16 protein-coding genes and 1 tRNA gene are annotated in these 16,245 nt (G+C 55.7%); 6 read left to right on the top strand and 11 right to left on the bottom strand.

Going from position 1 to position 16,245, the window contains the following annotated elements; genetic code table 11:
• Positions 1 to 101: 101 nt before the first annotated feature.
• The 5 genes from V8L71_RS18735 to V8L71_RS18715 all read right to left on the bottom strand — a co-directional run bounded on the left by V8L71_RS18735 (position 102) and on the right by V8L71_RS18715 (position 6,445).
• Positions 102 to 1,850 carry a bifunctional diguanylate cyclase/phosphodiesterase gene (locus V8L71_RS18735; protein ID WP_336275116.1) on the bottom strand — a complete coding sequence of 583 codons (1,749 nt, stop codon included), beginning with the start codon at positions 1,848 to 1,850 and terminating at the stop codon, positions 102 to 104.
• A gap of 178 nt (positions 1,851 to 2,028) precedes the next feature.
• A complete protein-coding gene (locus tag V8L71_RS18730; RefSeq protein WP_336275115.1) occupies positions 2,029 to 3,948 on the bottom strand; it encodes an alkaline phosphatase D family protein in 1,920 nt (639 codons plus the stop codon).
• Positions 3,949 to 3,963: 15 nt separating this feature from the next.
• Positions 3,964 to 5,331, bottom strand: a complete 1,368-nt coding sequence (locus tag V8L71_RS18725; RefSeq protein ID WP_336275114.1) for a sensor histidine kinase — start codon at positions 5,329 to 5,331, stop codon at positions 3,964 to 3,966.
• Entirely contained in the window at positions 5,328 to 6,002 is a 675-nt protein-coding gene (locus tag V8L71_RS18720; protein WP_336275113.1) for a response regulator transcription factor, read from the bottom strand. The genes V8L71_RS18725 and V8L71_RS18720 overlap by 4 nt, the downstream gene beginning before the upstream one ends.
• 74 nt (positions 6,003 to 6,076) lie before the next feature.
• Entirely contained in the window at positions 6,077 to 6,445 is a 369-nt protein-coding gene (locus V8L71_RS18715) for a PepSY domain-containing protein (RefSeq protein WP_336275112.1), read from the bottom strand.
• A gap of 146 nt (positions 6,446 to 6,591) precedes the next feature.
• On the opposite strand from V8L71_RS18715, the gene V8L71_RS18710 reads away from it, so the two are divergent.
• Positions 6,592 to 7,068, top strand: a complete 477-nt coding sequence (locus V8L71_RS18710; protein ID WP_336275111.1) for a PepSY domain-containing protein — start codon at positions 6,592 to 6,594, stop codon at positions 7,066 to 7,068.
• 64 nt (positions 7,069 to 7,132) lie between these two features.
• Here V8L71_RS18710 and V8L71_RS18705 read toward each other — a convergent pair whose 3' ends face one another.
• Positions 7,133 to 8,503 (bottom strand): Glu/Leu/Phe/Val family dehydrogenase, encoded by a 1,371-nt coding sequence (locus V8L71_RS18705; protein WP_336275110.1) that lies wholly within the window; start codon positions 8,501 to 8,503, stop codon positions 7,133 to 7,135.
• A 124-nt stretch (positions 8,504 to 8,627) separates the two neighbouring features.
• Between V8L71_RS18705 and V8L71_RS18700 the strand changes: the two genes are divergently transcribed.
• A complete protein-coding gene (locus tag V8L71_RS18700; RefSeq protein WP_336275109.1) occupies positions 8,628 to 9,680 on the top strand; it encodes a DUF1853 family protein in 1,053 nt (350 codons plus the stop codon).
• Here V8L71_RS18700 and proB read toward each other — a convergent pair.
• The 4 genes from proB to rplU form a co-directional block, all read right to left on the bottom strand.
• Positions 9,677 to 10,816 (bottom strand): glutamate 5-kinase, encoded by a 1,140-nt coding sequence (gene proB / locus V8L71_RS18695; RefSeq protein WP_336275108.1) that lies wholly within the window; start codon positions 10,814 to 10,816, stop codon positions 9,677 to 9,679. The genes V8L71_RS18700 and proB overlap by 4 nt on opposite strands.
• 28 nt (positions 10,817 to 10,844) lie before the next feature.
• Positions 10,845 to 12,032, bottom strand: coding sequence for an Obg family GTPase CgtA (cgtA, locus tag V8L71_RS18690; protein ID WP_008957070.1), 1,188 nt, complete (start codon positions 12,030 to 12,032; stop codon positions 10,845 to 10,847).
• Positions 12,033 to 12,256: 224 nt separating this feature from the next.
• On the bottom strand, positions 12,257 to 12,514 hold the full coding sequence (gene rpmA, locus V8L71_RS18685) for a 50S ribosomal protein L27 (RefSeq protein ID WP_008957069.1): 258 nt from the start codon (positions 12,512 to 12,514) through the stop codon (positions 12,257 to 12,259).
• Positions 12,515 to 12,543: 29 nt separating this feature from the next.
• Positions 12,544 to 12,855, bottom strand: coding sequence for a 50S ribosomal protein L21 (rplU, locus tag V8L71_RS18680; RefSeq protein ID WP_176304985.1), 312 nt, complete (start codon positions 12,853 to 12,855; stop codon positions 12,544 to 12,546).
• Between the two features lie 337 nt (positions 12,856 to 13,192).
• Here rplU and ispB point away from each other — a divergent pair, with 337 nt between their 5' ends.
• The 4 genes from ispB to V8L71_RS18660 all read left to right on the top strand — a co-directional run bounded on the left by ispB (position 13,193) and on the right by V8L71_RS18660 (position 15,667).
• Positions 13,193 to 14,197, top strand: a complete 1,005-nt coding sequence (gene ispB, locus V8L71_RS18675) for an octaprenyl diphosphate synthase (protein ID WP_336275107.1) — start codon at positions 13,193 to 13,195, stop codon at positions 14,195 to 14,197.
• Positions 14,198 to 14,287: 90 nt separating this feature from the next.
• Positions 14,288 to 14,364, top strand: a tRNA-Pro gene (locus tag V8L71_RS18670).
• Positions 14,365 to 14,646: 282 nt separating this feature from the next.
• Positions 14,647 to 15,261, top strand: coding sequence for a hypothetical protein (locus V8L71_RS18665; RefSeq protein ID WP_336275106.1), 615 nt, complete (start codon positions 14,647 to 14,649; stop codon positions 15,259 to 15,261).
• Positions 15,245 to 15,667, top strand: a complete 423-nt coding sequence (locus V8L71_RS18660) for a PIN-like domain-containing protein (RefSeq protein ID WP_336275105.1) — start codon at positions 15,245 to 15,247, stop codon at positions 15,665 to 15,667. The genes V8L71_RS18665 and V8L71_RS18660 overlap by 17 nt, the downstream gene beginning before the upstream one ends.
• Before the next feature lie 27 nt (positions 15,668 to 15,694).
• On the opposite strand, the gene V8L71_RS18655 is transcribed toward V8L71_RS18660, so the two are convergent.
• On the bottom strand, positions 15,695 to 16,000 hold the full coding sequence (locus V8L71_RS18655; RefSeq protein WP_336275104.1) for a hypothetical protein: 306 nt from the start codon (positions 15,998 to 16,000) through the stop codon (positions 15,695 to 15,697).
• Positions 16,001 to 16,245 lie beyond the last annotated feature (245 nt).

Here is a 16,245-nt window from a genome sequence, read left to right as displayed (position 1 = left end):
TTAAAAGATAGCCACAATCCTGACCACTTCAGATGACAACGGCGGGGCATTTATATGACCGCTTGGTGACGATTTTGCGAACGTAACATGACATTGGCGCATTACTGGCTAACGCAGCTACCCCGACGCTCAACAAACAGGCTGTTACCAGGAATTTTTTTGGCTTGATGCTTCAGTTCAGACAGCTCAGCGGCAATATCCAGCGCTCTGCAAGTAGCTGTATCGGTGACAGGTTTTACTGCAATCGACACGCTAACAAAGGGGAAAAACGTCACGCTATTTTGTCGGTTTTCAATTTGTATCCCGCCTTTCAGCCGGTCCGCTTCTTCATAGAAACCGGGGGCCATCACTTCAAATGAGCGCAGGATTTGGCCGCAAACGCTTTCCCAATGGCTGGGCGGTAGCAACATCATAAAATCATCACCGCCAATATGGCCGATAAAGCCACCAGCGCTTTCCACCTGAGCCTGCAGCAGCCGCGATAGCGAAATAATCACCTGGTCGCCCCGGGCATAGCCGTAAGCATCGTTAAACGCTTTAAAATTATCCAAATCGACGTAAGCGGCGGCAAAGCCCTGCTCGGCAGCTAAATAAGCGACCAGCGTTTCGTTAATCAGGATATTGCCCGGCAAGCCGGTCAGCGGATTGGCATGGCGCGCTTGGCGTACCTGAATCGCAGTAATTTCACGCAAAAGGTCAACGATATTACCCATGCCCACATAATCACCTTCATCATTGGTGATCACAAAGTCTTCCTGCTCAATATCGTGGCTATCAGTCAGTTGCTGGCTCAACACCTCAAGCGGGGTATCTGCTTCAGCCACCAGCATGCGTACATCGGCCACGTCCAATACGCAGCGTTTGGCATATAGCGCATGGCTATAAGGGTTGGTGAACAGGGTCAAGAAAGCATTGCGGCGCACCACTGCTACGGGCTTACCGTTCTCCAATACGGCCACACAGCGCAAGCTGGGTTGGCGGCGAAACCGCTCGGAGATGAGAGGCACTGCGCAGTCAGTGGTGATGGCCTCAATCGTGCGCAAAATCGAGCGCGCAGTGCGGCCAGCTGGGCTTTTTAACTGGGTTGTCGCGGGCAGCACCATGTTGAGCTGTAAAGGCGGCTGCGGGCTTGGCCGAGCAAAATAGAAGCCTTGCAGTAGCGCGAGCCCACGGTCGAGTTCCCACAAGCAGAGATGCTCCGCCGCAGTCTCCACGCCTTCGGCTATTAGCTGGCAATCCAAGCTGCGCGCCACATCAAGAATCGAGCGAAGAAATTCGCGCTTCGCAGGCTCCTGATCAATTCCTGAGATAAAGTGCCGATCAAGCTTGACGAAATCGGGCCGCAGTTCTGACCAGTGGCGCAGGCTTGAGTGCCCTGCCCCCAAGTCGTCCAGCGCCACCTGAAAGCCCATGTCACGGTAATGATCCACCGCTTGGCGCATTAGCTCATAGTCATGAATCGGCACATGCTCGGTGAGCTCAATCACTACTCGCTCTGGGGGAAGACCGCTCTCGCGAATGAAGCCCAGCGTTAAGCCTTCGCGAAAATCACGCTCAACGATGGTTAACGGCATGACGTTAAGAAATAGCAGGCCGGGCAGTTCAAGTTCGGCAAAGCGTTGAATCGCCAAGCGTCGGCAGAGTAAATCTAACTCCACTAGCTGCCCTGCCTGGGTGGCCACATCAAACAGCCGTAACGGCGAGTGCAGCGGTGACGTTTTGGGGCCACGAATCAGTGCTTCGTAGCCATAAATCGCCTGCTGGTTGGCATCCACAATGGGCTGAAAGAGCACCTGCAGCTCTTCGGTCGCAATAATTTGATTAAGCCACTGCGCTTCTTGTGCGGTCATTTGCCTACTGTCCTATTCATCAGCCCCCGTTTACCTTCACAAGGCAGCCGGGTGCTGATGTGCAGCCTTCCCTAGCGGTGATTGGTAAGCTGCAAGCATGCGTCATTTTCGTGACGCTATCATGACAAATGACTAATCAGGCAGTGAACACCCAACCGCTTTGAACGACAGACGCCATTTATTGAAGGGGCTTTTCGGGCGGCGGAAAGACCACATCGCAGCCATCAGCATCCAACTGGCGAATATCAATCGGGTGCCCTTTTTCGTCCAGCGTTACCAAGCCAATGCCGCTGGCGTTCCAGAGCCGCTCGCCCGCGCTGGCGCGGTCGGGGTCTCGGGGGTGAACGCTCAGTTTGCGACGCTTGGTAAACCAGTTGAGTGGCGACAACGGCGCATATAACCAGCGGTTCAACCGATCAAAGGTATTGAGCAGAGTGGTCGGAAAGGTGTTTTTAATCCCACTCGACGTGATTTGCCATAGGTGGGGAGAGCGCCGCTGATGGCGTACCACAATGTCGTAGACAAACGAGTAGTGCACATCGCCCGACAAGATCACGTAGTTGCCGGGGGTTTTGGAGTGTTGCCATATTTGCAGCAGCGTATTGGCCGCCCCGCGATGGGCCATCCAGTTCTCAGCATCAACCACTAATGGCTTACCCACCGCGGTAAAGATTCTTTGAATACTCTCAATCAATTTGACGCCAAACATCGGGGCGGGCGAGATGATCACCGCGCTTTTGGCCCCCATTAGCGCTTGCTGCATCTCCATCAGCGCTTCCCAATCCATCAACCCAGAAGGGTGACTAAGATTGCGCTCGCTGCGCCAACGGCGGGTTCGGGTATCCAGCACGATTAAGGTAGGCGTGCCCGGCACCTGAAACTCCCAGCCCTGAAAACGCAGTAGCCGCTCAATGAAGCCATCTTGCTCAGCGCATACCAGCGGCTGGCTACCATCACCCAGCAGCGTCGAGGCGTGATGGGTTAATGGATTGAGCTTATCAGGATCGTTCCCCCAGGCCTGACAGAGCAAATAGGCCACCAGGGCGTTACCGATAATGCGCTTCGAGAACGGATGGCCGTAAGCGGCGAGCTCCCAGTCAGCGGAAAGGTTCCAGTCATCGGTCACATCGTGATCATCAAAGATCATCAGGCTGGGTAAGTGCGCCATCAGCCGCGCACACTGCGGCAAACCAGCCACGAAGCTGTCTATCACCGCGTACTCTTGACGATAGAGCTCGGCATTTTTTTGATCTAAAGCAGGCGCGTCGAACGTAATCACTCGCCAGGGCACCGGGGACCATACCAGGCAGTACATGGCGAGCATTTCAGCCAGTGTCATCAAATGGTTCTGCGCATTCGCCGACGTAAAGACCGGCTTCTTGACGCCGCTGAAAAAGCGCTTGCGTAGCGCCACATTTTTGGTCACATCCGGCAGCAACTCAGCGCGCTGATAGTAACTGTCGGGCGAGTCATAGAGGGCTTGGCTATCGTCCACCGTGGCGCCTTCCAGCCACTCATCCACCAACCCTAGCCGCGCTATGAGCGCATGCACGGCGCGTAGCATAGGGCCGGCCACATCATCAGCATAAATTTGATCACCGGTCATCAGCAGCCAAGCGGGCCACTCGGCCGGGGCGCCTTGCTGCTCGGCGAGCCAGTTATCGGCGCGCACCAGGCCATCGGCACTGTCGTGATGGGGTTTGCGGCAGGAACCATGCATTAGGCGGTGATGCCGTGAGGCAATCATAAAGGCGGGATAGGCAGCGCCGTCATAACATAGCCATGGCGCCCACTCGGGCAATGAGCGCCACTCGCCCTGCTGGGTTTCCACCTGCAGGTCATACTCAATGCGCTCATCGCAGGGCAGCGGTGACTCCAGCTCAATATCAATTAGATAGATAAAGGCACGCTGGCCGATCGGAATGCACTGCTGGTGATGCGCCAAACCAATCGACGCAGCATCACTCTGCCCAGGCCGCAGTATTAGCGTCATATTTAATCGCCGAGTGGCGACCATCCAAAGTACCAGCCGAGTCGTGCTGATGCGTCTTAATAAGGGGCCGACTAATATATCGGGCAGCGTATCAGTGCCATTCATCCAATGAAGTCTCCGTTATCCATGCGCCACCACAGGCAGCTCGACGACTACCTCTAACCCGCCGGTGCTGGCGCGAGTAAGATGCATTTGGCCGCTATAAAGGGCGACAAGATCGGTCACAATGGCCAGCCCCAGACCACTGCCCGAGCGGTGCTCATCTAACCGTTGACCACGCTGAATCGCCTGTTGGCACTCTGCTTCCGACATGCCAGGGCCGTTATCGCTAACGGTTAAAATCAACCGCTGACCGTCAACTTTCACGTTAAGCTGCACCTCGCTATGCGCCCAGCGCAGCGCATTATCCATCAAGTTACCCACCAGCTCTTGGATATCTTGCTCATCCATTTGCACTCTGGTTTTCTGGCCCCAGCTTTGGCGCAGCACAATACCGCGCCGCTGGGCGAGCCTGGAGAGTCCATTCAGCAGCGGCGTTAGCGTAGGGTGTAGATCAACAGGTGCAAAGCGCACCCCTTCACCCGCCGCGGACGCTCGAGCCAAGTGATGACGTACCGCGCTATCCAAACGCTCCAACTCTACCGCCCAGGCGGCACGGTTCGCTTCTGGAAGCTGACGAAGTTGCAGGCGCATCACACTCAGCGGTGTTTTCAACGCATGGGCAAGATTGCCCGCGGTATGGCGTCCGCGCTCGATCAAGCGCTGATCGCGTGCCAACACCGCGTTCATTGAGGCCGCCAGTGTCGCCAACTCTTCCGGTAAGCGGGTGTCCAACTGTTCGCTGCGCCCCTGCTCCACGTCATGAAGATTGGCGTGCATGCGGCGTAGCGGCGCTAACCCCCAGCGTACTTGCAGTGCTAACACGCCGAGTAGCAACACGCCCAAGCCGATCAACCCGCCCCACAGCAGATGTTGGAATTCACGGATATCGTTGGCGAGCACATCGTCTCGGGCGGCCACGCTGATATGCAGCGGTTCCTCTAACGGGGCCAGGTAGATATCGCGCTCCACCACGCGCAGCGATTGCCCCCGCGGGCCGATTAATGAGCGCGCACTGAGATTTTCATTCTCCACCACTGGCAGGCGTTGATCCCATAGTGAGCGAGAGGCCAGGGTATGTTGCCCGCCATCGGTGATTTGCCAGTACCAGCCGGAGTAGACATTCTCAAAACGCGGGTCGCCCAGCGCCCGGTCATGGACAAGCTGCTGCGCTAAACGGTCATAAGTCACGCCCGCCATGATGACATTAAGCGTCGCGCCAAGACGATCATCAAAGGCCTGAGTGGCCGAGGTATGGTAATGGTGAGAAAGTAGCGTGCCAGCGATAGGCAGGGCCAGCCCCACCATCACTAACACGGCCAGCAATAGCCTCAGGCTGATGGAACGCCGCGCCCAACGACCCCGCCAAGCCGTTTTGGCTTGACTCATTCGCTGCCGGGCTCTTCTGCTAACAGCCGATACCCTTGGCCCCGCTGGGTGGCAATTCGCCAACTGCCCAACTTACGGCGCAGGCGGCTGACCTGAACGTCAATCACGTTAGAATCAGGTTCATGGTCACGGTCGTAAACATGCTCTGAAAGCTCGGTACGGCTCACCACTCGCGGTGCGGCATGCATTAAATAGCCCAGCAGGCGCGTCTCCTGTGCGGTTAAGCCGACCGGGCGCCCTACCAACGTCACGTGCTGGGTGTGGGTGTCTAAACTCAGTTCGCCCACTTTGAGTACTGGGTGGGCGTGTCCGTGGCTGCGGCGCACGAGGGCGCGCAAGCGAAACAGCACTTCCGCTGGCTCGAACGGCTTAGTGACATAGTCATCCGCGCCAGCGGTAAACCCCGCGGCTTTATCCGCCCACCGCTCACGAGCAGTTAGAATCAGCACAGGCAGATCAATGCCGTCTTCCCGCCACGCCGCTAGCCAGCGCGTGCCGTCTCCATCGGGTAGCCCTACATCTAAAATCAGTGTGTCGTAGGCTTCAGTACGTACTAAAAAATCAGCATCCTGACCGGTCGCCGCATGCTCTACCAGCCAGTCACCATCACGCAACGCTTGGCCCAACTCACGCGCTAGCGCTTGATCGTCCTCTACCAGCAAACACTTCATTGGCTAACTACCCTTTTCGATAACGACTTGGGAATACAAATAACGCGATGGCAACTAGGCGTGTCGTAACGGCACTAGCGACGCATATCATTAATACGCACGCCCTCGATAGACATCAGTTGGCCATTATGGCCATCGAATTCAAATTCGACGACTTGGCCCTGCGGGCCGAGCAATTTGATTTCGTACTCCACGTACCCTCCTTCACGCTCCACTTCCACCTCCAGCACGTCGCCTATGTAGTGAGCTTCCAGCCAATCTAAGATGGTGTCGAGGGGAACAACCTCTCCGCGGCCTACTTCGCCATGCAGCGATTCCCATGGCTGGTCACCCACCGCACTACCCGCCAGCAATAGCACCAGGGCCAAGCCAGTGACATTGTGCCGAGCGCTTCGCTGTACGCTGCGTAGCGGCTTGATAAAGTGACGTAGGAGTTTACTCATAGTGCCAGCATGCCAAAGACAACATGAACGCTAGATGAACAGTTTTGTCAGCTTAAGGAAAGTATAGCGATGGTATAAATTCACTGTCGCATTCGCTGAGTGTCAGTCACTCATTCACGTTTAAATACGTAAAGAAGGAATTTGCTATGAATACCATGAAAAAAATGCTGCTGATCCCAACCTCTGCCCTGCTACTTGCAGCGGCGGCGGGCAGTGCCCAGGCCGATTCGCTGCCGATGGATCTCATCGATGACGTATTGACCCATTCCAATGATTACGGGTTCAGCCACTACGAAGAAATTAGCGTTAAAGGTCGCGGCCGCGTAGAAGTAGAAGGCTGGCTGGACGAAGAGTGGTACGCGGATGTGGATTTCTCCCTTGATAACGGTGATACGCTAGAAGAGAAACGCGAGCGCCTGATTACCGGTGCCTGGGGCATGAGCGAAGACGATATCCGCCAGGCCTTAGACGTTGCTCGCCAGGAAGGTATGGTTGAGTTTGAAGACCTTGATATCGACAAGAGCGGCATCATCGATATCGAAGGCCGCGGTGAAAATGGCCGTGAACTGGAAATCAGTGTGCGCCAGGGCTCTTCTGACGTTACCCAAATTGACCGCGATTAACAGTCTTAGCTAATCGCTTTGCGGGCTTCCTATGGGGAGCCCGCTGCGCTTTAAGCGCCTTTAATCAGCGACAGTCCTGACAGTTGCCCCGCGCCATAATAGCGGCCGCAATGCGCTCGATTCCCTGGCGATAGGCAGCTTGTCGGTAGGTGATGTCCTCCGCACCTGCGCGCGTTAACACCTTGCCAGCCTCTTCTCTTAGCAGTGCGTCCAAGCGTTCATTCACTTGGGTTTCGCTCCATTTTTCTCCCGCCCGGTTTTGCAGCCACTCAAAATAACTGACGATCACGCCGCCTGTATTGGCGAGCACATCCGGCAGCACTGGCACATTACGCTTGGCAAGGGAGTGGTCGGCATCGCTGGTCAGCGGGCCATTGGCGATCTCTAAGATAGCGCCTGCTTTCACCTCGTTCACATTGTCGCAGTGAATTTGATTTTCAAGCGCCGCCAGCGCTAATACATTCACATCCAACGCCAGCAGCTCATCCCCCCTCATCGCTTTCCCTGCTGGGCTGTCGGTCACCTTGCCGCTATTCGACTTAGCCTGTTTAACGGCTTCAATATCGAGCCCATCCGCATGGTAGCAAGCACCACTGGTATCGGATACCGCGACGATACGATAGCCACGTTCACTGGCTAAACGCGCAAAGTGGTAAGCCGCGTTACCAAACCCCTGCACCGCCACAGTGGTCTCTTCCGGTTGTCGCTTTTCACGCTCGGCCCACAAATCGAGCACTTTTAGCGCGCCTCGCCCCGTGGCGGCCACTCGCCCTGGCGAACCGCCTAGCGGTAATGGCTTTCCGGTAATGGCCGCGGGCACTTTAGCCCGCACGATTTGCTCATACTCATCAATCATCCACCCCATGACCGTCGCATCGGTGTTCACATCAGGCGCCGGAATATCCCGATCGGGCCCCATGATATCGGCAATGGCGCGGATGTAGCCGCGCGCCAGCCGCTCTCGCTCCAGTGAAGAGAGCGCCTTGGCATCCACCTGGATGCCCCCTTTACCGCCGCCATAAGGTAAGCCAACCACCGCGCATTTAACCGCCATCCAGAAACTTAGCGTAGTGACTTCATGCTGGTTAACATCGGGATGAAAACGCACACCGCCTTTGGCGGGCCCTAAACTGGTGTCATAGTGGACTCGCCAGGCGGGAAAAGCTTTTAAGCTGCCATCGTCCATCCGCACGGGAATACTCACCTGCAGCGAAAGACTGGGCTGCATAAGGCGCGCCTGAGCATCCGCATGAATATCGAGCGCGTTGAACACATCTTCCAAGCGTGAACGGGCATCCTCAAACAGCGCCGCGCCTATTTCTGGTGTTAGTGTTCGGGGAGCCGTTTTTTCAGCTTGCTTTTGGGGCACTTGGCTATTCGTCGTTTTGGCCGTTTGATTTTTCGACTTAGCCTTTTTCGTCTTAGCATTACCCATGCAATACGCTCCTTTCCTTGGCCAGGGTAGGATTTCAAGAGATTAACGTTATAACGTGTTTACAGCGTAGCAGCTGGCGGCCAAACCATAGCGCTGAGCTAATCAATGTGTTGAGGAGAAATTCGTGCTGAATGAAGGTGGTGATGGCGCGTTGGATGATGAGAAAACCGGCACAACGGTGCGGTTAGATTCCGGACACTTTTATTCAGGGCTAAGTGACCCCGTACTACGCGATATAGCTTGGCTAATCGCCACACCGGACATTGTGGAGCTGCCGCCGCCCATTCCCTGCGCAGGGCGCCCCACTATGAAAGAGCTGGGGCTTGAGCGCGCACTGCTTCCCTGGCTACGCCAGCTTGGCCGACCGCCGTTGAGCGCATTGAACGGCAGCCGGGCGATGCGCATGGGGCATTATCACGAAAGCCTATGGCACACGCTGTTAGACCACGCACCGAATACGCGGCTGCTGGCCCGCAACGTGCGTATCAGCCGAAAGCGCAATACGCTCGGCGAGCTGGACATGCTCTTCCGAACGCGTGCTAACCCGGCACCGGTGCATTTGGAAGTGGCGATCAAGTTCTACCTGGGGCTGCCCGAGGGGCCAGGCGCGGCCACCAGCCAAAGCCGCTGGATTGGCCCCGGCGGGTTAGACAGCCTAGCGCTTAAGTGTGGTCATTTGCGCCGCCATCAATTGCCGCTTTCCACCACAGCACCCGCGTTGGAAACACTCGCTCACTGGCTTACGCCACGGGACATTGGGGTTTCAAGTAGGGAGTTAGGCGGGCAGCTAACCCGGCGATTGGCAATGCCGGGCGTGCTGTATTATCCCTGGCACGCGGCAATGCCAGCGCCCGAAGGCGCGACAGCCGATCACCGCAGAGGAACGTGGTGTTACTTACGCGATTGGCCTGAGATGGCAGCCCGCTTTCCCACCATGCCGAGAATGGTCTGGCTGGAAAAACCGCACTGGCTAGCACCGCCTTTAGATAGCGCCTTTCGTCCCGCTAAGGAGGTACTGCCCGCCATTATCGAACAGGTTCACGCCTGGCGCGCTCCCCAGCAAGTGATGCTGCGTTACTCAGAAAGAGAGGATAATGAACAACGTTATGAGCGGCTGTTTTTAGTGCCCGACAACTGGCCACGGCAAGTACCTCTACCGCCACGCATTCGGGACTAAATAACGACAAGATTATCGCGATGAATCAGCTCGTGGGCCTCAACGTAACCAAGGATCGCTTCAATCTGGTGGCTGGGCTGGCCTGCCAACTGGCGCGCTTCTTCGGCGCCGTAGTTAACCAGACCCTTGGCCACTGAGGCGCCCTGTTCATCCACACACACCACCATATCACCACGCTTAAAGCTGCCCTGCACATTGCGCACGCCGACCGCTAATAGGCTAGAGCCTTTATCGCGCAGTACTTTCACCGCACCGGCATCCAGTACCAGCGTGCCGCGCACCTGCAATTGCCCCGCCAACCAGCGTTTGCGCGCCGCCATGGGCACTTGATCCGGGCGCAACAGCGTGCCTAACGACTCGCCCGCCATAATCCGGTTGATAACATCAGGCTGGCGTCCACTGGCAATCACCGTGACCGCCCCAGAGCGCGCCGCTAACTGCGCCGCGCGCACTTTGGTGGTCATACCGCCCCGCCCCAGCGCTCCCCCGCTGCCTGCCATAGCGGCTAGGCGAGGGTCGTCCGCGCGCCCTTCGGCAATCATCTGGGCGTTGGGGTTGTGGCGCGGGTCGGCGTCAAACAGGCCTTCCTGGTCGGTCAATAGCAGCAGTGCATCCGCTTCCAGCAAATTGGCGACCAGCGCCCCTAGCGTATCGTTATCGCCGAAGCGGATCTCGTCGGTTACGACGGTGTCGTTTTCATTGATTACCGGCACCACGCGCATCTCTACTAACGTGCGTAGCGCAGAGAGCGCATTCAGGTAGCGCTTGCGGTTAGAAAGATCGTCGTGGGTAAGCAGGATTTGCGCGGTGAGCATGCTGTGGCGGGCAAAGTGTTGTTCATAACACTGGGTCAGACCATTCTGGCCTACGGCAGCGGCCGCCTGAAGCTCATGCACAGCGCTGGGGCGCACTTGCCAGCCCAGCCGAACCATGCCCGCCGCCACCGCGCCAGAAGAGACCAGCACTACCTCTATCCCCTGCTGATGCAGGGCGGCAATTTGATCCACCCAGCCACCAATGGCGGCTTCGTCCAGGCCACGGCCATCGTTAGTGAGTAGCGCACTGCCAATCTTCACCACGACCCGCCGCGCGCGGCTCAGCGCGCCTCGCCCTAGGATTTGCTCGTTACTTTCCATGCCACCCCACCTTCACCAGGCACTGACACTAAGGCGCGTACTCGACTTCAACATCGTAATCATCGTCGTCGAAGTCTTCATCATCTTCATCGTCACGCTTACGGCGACGCCCCAAACGATCTTCGGTACGCGCAACCGACTCTTCTTCCATGCGGCGGCGCATTTCCTGCTCACGGGCCAGCGCTTCTTCATCTTCATTCTCAAGACGACGCTGCTCAGTCAACCAGCGGTAGGCTGCCTGAACCAGCTTATCGGTGCCGTCGCTGCTGATCGCCGAAATGCGGAACACCGGGCCTTCCCAGTTGAGCGCCTGGATAATCTTCTGAGCGCGCTCTTCACGCTCCTCTTCCGGCAGCAGGTCAAACTTGTTCAGCACCAGCCAGCGTGGCCGCTCGGAAAGCGCTGGCGAGAATTGCCCCAGCTCGTGAACAATGGCCTTGGCAGCCTCGACCGGATCAGACTCGTCAAACGGCGCGACATCGACCACGTGAAACAGCAGCCGCGTGCGCGTCAGGTGCTTCAAAAAACGTAGCCCTAAGCCTGCGCCTTCAGAGGCCCCTTCGATCAAGCCGGGTACGTCGGCCATGACGAAGTGCTCGTGCATCCCCAGTTTTACCACGCCCAAGTTGGGCACTAAGGTGGTGAACGGGTAGTTAGCGACCTTGGGCTTGGCAGCCGACACCGAGCGAATCAACGTCGATTTACCCGCGTTGGGCATGCCTAGCAAGCCAACATCGGCCATCACTTTCATTTCCAAACGCAGGTTGCGGCGATCGCCATCGGTGCCCGTTGTGGTGCGGCGGGGCGCGCGGTTGGTCGAGGACTTAAAGTGGATATTACCCAATCCACGCCGTCCACCTTCGCCCACCAAGACCACTTGACCGATTTCGGTCACATCAGCGATGACTTCCAAGGTGTCTTCATCGATCACCGTAGTGCCCACCGGCACTTTTACGTGCAGGTCTTCACCGGCCTTGCCACTCATTTGACGGCCCATGCCGCCCTGCCCGTTCTGGGCTTTATAGAAGCGCTGGAATTTAAAATCGATCAAGGTATTAAGTGCATCGTCACCAATCAGGTAAACGCTGCCACCATGACCGCCATCGCCCCCATCGGGGCCGCCCCTGGGCACATATTTTTCGCGGCGAAAGCTAAGACAGCCATTGCCGCCTTTGCCCGCCTCAACAATAATCGAGGCTTCATCGACGAACTGCATTGGATACTCCCGGCCGCTTCCGCCGCCCTAATATGCACTGCTTTTTTCCCAACCGTTTATTCCCACCAGCATACTGGTAAAGACTGACCGGTAAAGTCATAGTGGAAAAGCGTATTGGAAAAGAGATTTAACCGACAAAAAAGCCCCGCCATAGCGGGGCCTTTTTTTCTCGTAATTTTTTCTTACAGCTCTTTTAAGCCAATTACGAGCGCAACGCTGACCGTTTAGGCAGAAACGATGCTAACAAACTTGCGGTTTTTCGGACCTTTGGTCTCAAACTTTACAAAACCGTCGCTCAGAGCGAACAGAGTGTGGTCACGACCCAGGCCTACGCCAGTGCCCGCGTGGAAACGCGTGCCGCGCTGACGCACGATGATGTTACCTGCAGTCGCCGCTTGGCCACCGAAGAGTTTTACACCTAACCGTTTGGACTCGGAATCGCGACCGTTACGCGTGGAGCCGGCTGCCTTTTTATGTGCCATTGCAAAATCCTCCTAAGGGAATTGACTGCTTACGCAGAAATTCCGGTAATTTTGACTTCAGTGAACCACTGGCGGTGGCCCTGACGCTTCATGTGGTGCTTACGGCGACGGAACTTGATGATAGTGACTTTATCGCCACGGCCGTGGGAAACCACTTCGGCAGAAACTTTAGCACCACCGATCATCGGCGCACCAATGTTGAAGTCATCACCGTCTGCGACCATTAGCACTTCATCAAACTCAATCGTTTCGCCGGTAGCGACTTCGATTTTTTCAAGCTTGAGGGTTTGACCTTCTTGAACACGGTACTGCTTGCCACCGCTTTTAATAATTGCGTACATGTCGCTCTCCGGACTTGTCGTTAATGCCGGTTACGCCCCGCGTAACCAACGCTCATCGCCTTCCGCTCTTATCGACCTGCTGCGAGTGGCGCCCCTTTTGGAGCCATCTGACAGGGAGCATGATGAGTGGGTCGCGGATTATAACGACTATCGCTGCTTACCACAAGACCACAGGCCGTTGTCAATTGCTAAGTCCGTTAACGACTAAAGTGTAACCGTCGCTCGTATCTTGACGCCCAACAGGCAGCCCCATAGCATGACCCCAACACTTGACCACATCTACTCCACAAATACGGGCGGCACTTACCGCCTCCATCTGCCGCGATGAACGGATTCCATGACCGCCAACGTCTCCTCAGCCCAGCCCGTCAGCCCAACGCCTTCACCGCTGCACGCCGTGGTGGCCGATGACTTCGCCGCCGTCAACCGCACAATTGTCGAGCAGCTCAATTCCAAAGTACCGCTGGTTGAAACCATCGGCCAGTACATTACCGAAAGCGGTGGCAAACGGTTGCGCCCTTTATTGGCACTACTGGCCGCCCGCTCGCTCGACTACACCGGCGACAAGCATATACCGCTGGCCACGCTGATCGAGTTTATGCACACCTCCACGCTGCTGCACGATGACGTGGTGGACGAATCGCATATGCGCCGCGGCAAGAAAACCGCCAACGATGCCTGGGGCAATGCGCCATCGGTATTGGTTGGTGACTTCCTTTATGCCCGCTCGTTTCAAATGATGGTTGATGTGGGCTCCATGCGGATCATGGCGATTCTTTCCGGCGCCACCTGCATCATCGCCGAAGGCGAAGTGCTGCAGCTGACCAATATCGGCAACCCCAGCATCTCTGAAGATGATTACTTCGAGACCATTTTGGGGAAAACTGCCATGCTGTTTGAAGCGGCCTCCCATAGCGGCGCCGTATTGGCGGAGGCAACGCCGGAACAGGAGAAAGCGCTCCAGTACTACGGCCGCTATCTAGGCTTAGCCTTCCAACTGATTGACGACCTGCTGGACTACCAGGGCGACGCCGATGCCATGGGCAAAAACGTTGGCGACGATCTAGCCGAAGGCAAGCCGACGTTGCCGCTGATCCACGCCATGGAGCAAGGCACGCCGGAACAGGCCAAGCTAATTCGTCAGGTGATTCGCGATGGTGGGCTTGAGCAACTCGACGCCGTGCTAGAAATTATTCACGCCACCGGCGCACTCGACTACACCCGCCAGCGTGCCGAAGAGATGGCCGATAAAGCCTTGCAGCAGTTGGAAGCCTTGCCGCCCAGCGCCTACCGCGACAGCATGGCCCAGTTGGCTCGCTTAGCGGTTGATCGCCAAGCATAAAAATTGCTAGATCACACCGCCGAAGACTTGAAAAAATACGTCTGGCTAAGTATGATCCACCTCCGTTGTTGAGCACAGCTCGACAACCTTCGGAATATAGCTCAGCTTGGTAGAGCGCTGCCTTCGGGAGGCAGAGGTCGTAGGTTCGAATCCTGCTATTCCGACCAAGAATACTATTAAAAACGGTCACTTAGCTAACACAGCAAGTGGCCGTTTTTTGTTGTGTCTGACGCTAGGTGACATATAGGTAGCACTGGAGTCAAATACACCACAGAATGATGCGATACGACACATTCTGTGGTGTATCGCTTGCGCTGTTCACTTAAAGTGTCAAACTACAGATATGTACTACAAAGTAAATCACACCCAAAAACTTCAATTCTGATCACTTGCTTGGTCAGGTTGATTGAGCTTTTGAAAGCACCTAGCAATAAGCTAGGGGGTAAACCATGACCGCATTCACTAACATAGGGCTTTATAGCCCCAAGCAAGCAGAGCGCCTGATTGGCGTAGAAGCGGATAAAATTCGCCGCTGGCTCATGCCTGCACGGTCGTCTAAGGGCCCTCTCTGGGAACCCGAACCCCAAGCGTTAGGCGCAGAAGACACCCTCAGCTTTAAAGATCTGCTCGAACTCCGTGCTGTGGCTAAATTCCGTAGCCACAATGTGAGCTTAACGGTCATCCGTGAAGCATTGCATGAATTAAGTGAGCTTCTACAGCGGGATTACCCACTCATCAATCCCCAGCTGTGTACCGATGGCCAAAAAGTATTCGAAGATGTGATAGTGCCCTCACTCAGGGCAGGCATCGAATTCGATGCAGAGGGAGACCCTGTGCGCTGGCATCCAGACCCCGAAGATCCCAGCATCGTGATCGACCCACGCTTTGCATTCGGCAAGCCCATCGTGCTGCCTAGCCACATGCCCACCAGCACACTAGCCCAAGCAGCCGAGGTAGAAGGCAGCGCAGAAGATGCAGCCCGTGCGTATGATGTGACGCAAGAGGAAGTAGAGCGTGCCGTAAAATTCGAAGAAAGGATTTTATCGGGTGCACTTCTTCATTGACGAAAATATCAGTCCTCGCATTGCCAACGCACTTAACCACCTAGCCAAACTCTGCAGTGAAAGCCACACGGTTTTGCATGCCCGTGAGGTCAACGGCGGCCCTGGCATGCCGGATGAAGTATGGCTAGAACAGCTCAAGCAGTCTGATAAAACCTGGGTTATCCTTTCTAAGGATCGCTTTCAAAAAGGTGATCCTGAAAGGTTGGCCTTCGAGAATTGCGGGATCACCACGATTAACCTGGGTAACGACTGGAAAAAGAAGAACGTATGGGAAACAGCGTTGCGCTTGATTGAATGGTGGCCTGTCATATCAAAAGAAGTTTTACAGGCCCCAGGGCCCATGCACTACGACCTGACCTGGGTAAGATCCCCCAAGCTAAAGGGGCGGAAAAAAGCCATTAAGTAGAAACTCAAACCTTGCTCCAGGCCTACTCTATGTTCGGGGTATGATATTCATTATCAGACTCCAAAAATCCTTCGCCATTCCTTTTACAGCCTCAGGAAACCCAGAAAAATAATCTCCCCACGAAATATCTAGCCCCATCAGAATAGGCATAAATAAGGCAGCCCAAAGTGTTGCCATGCCAAGCCAAAACATCTTTCTACCTGTTTTTTCAGAGCCTTTCTCCATTCGCTCCTGAACATCTACTATTCGTTCTTGAACAGCTACAATTCGCTCTTGCGCTTCTAACAAACTATTTAAACGCTCACGTTGTTCATCCTTGGCCTGGAGCTGCAAATCATAGAGCTTCTGCCAAGTGCGTATTCCGCCCTATCGTGACCGCCCATTCCGTTTGAACGTGACCGTCTGTTCTGGATGATGGTGACCGCGCATTCCGTTTTATCGTGACCGATTTTGGGCCGTTTTCCGGAATCGCCGGTCACGTTGCCGGAATCATCGGTCACGTTCCCCCGGAATCACATTCAACACGCTGGAATTCTTTAACTTTATTCGGCATACCCTTCTTTTTCATCACGAGGAAG

The organism is Vreelandella indica, assembly GCF_037070225.1.
GTDB lineage: Bacteria > Pseudomonadota > Gammaproteobacteria > Pseudomonadales > Halomonadaceae > Vreelandella > Vreelandella arctica.
The sequence above is the reverse complement of the archived record's forward strand: the minus strand, read 5'-3'. Positions and strand labels throughout refer to the sequence as shown.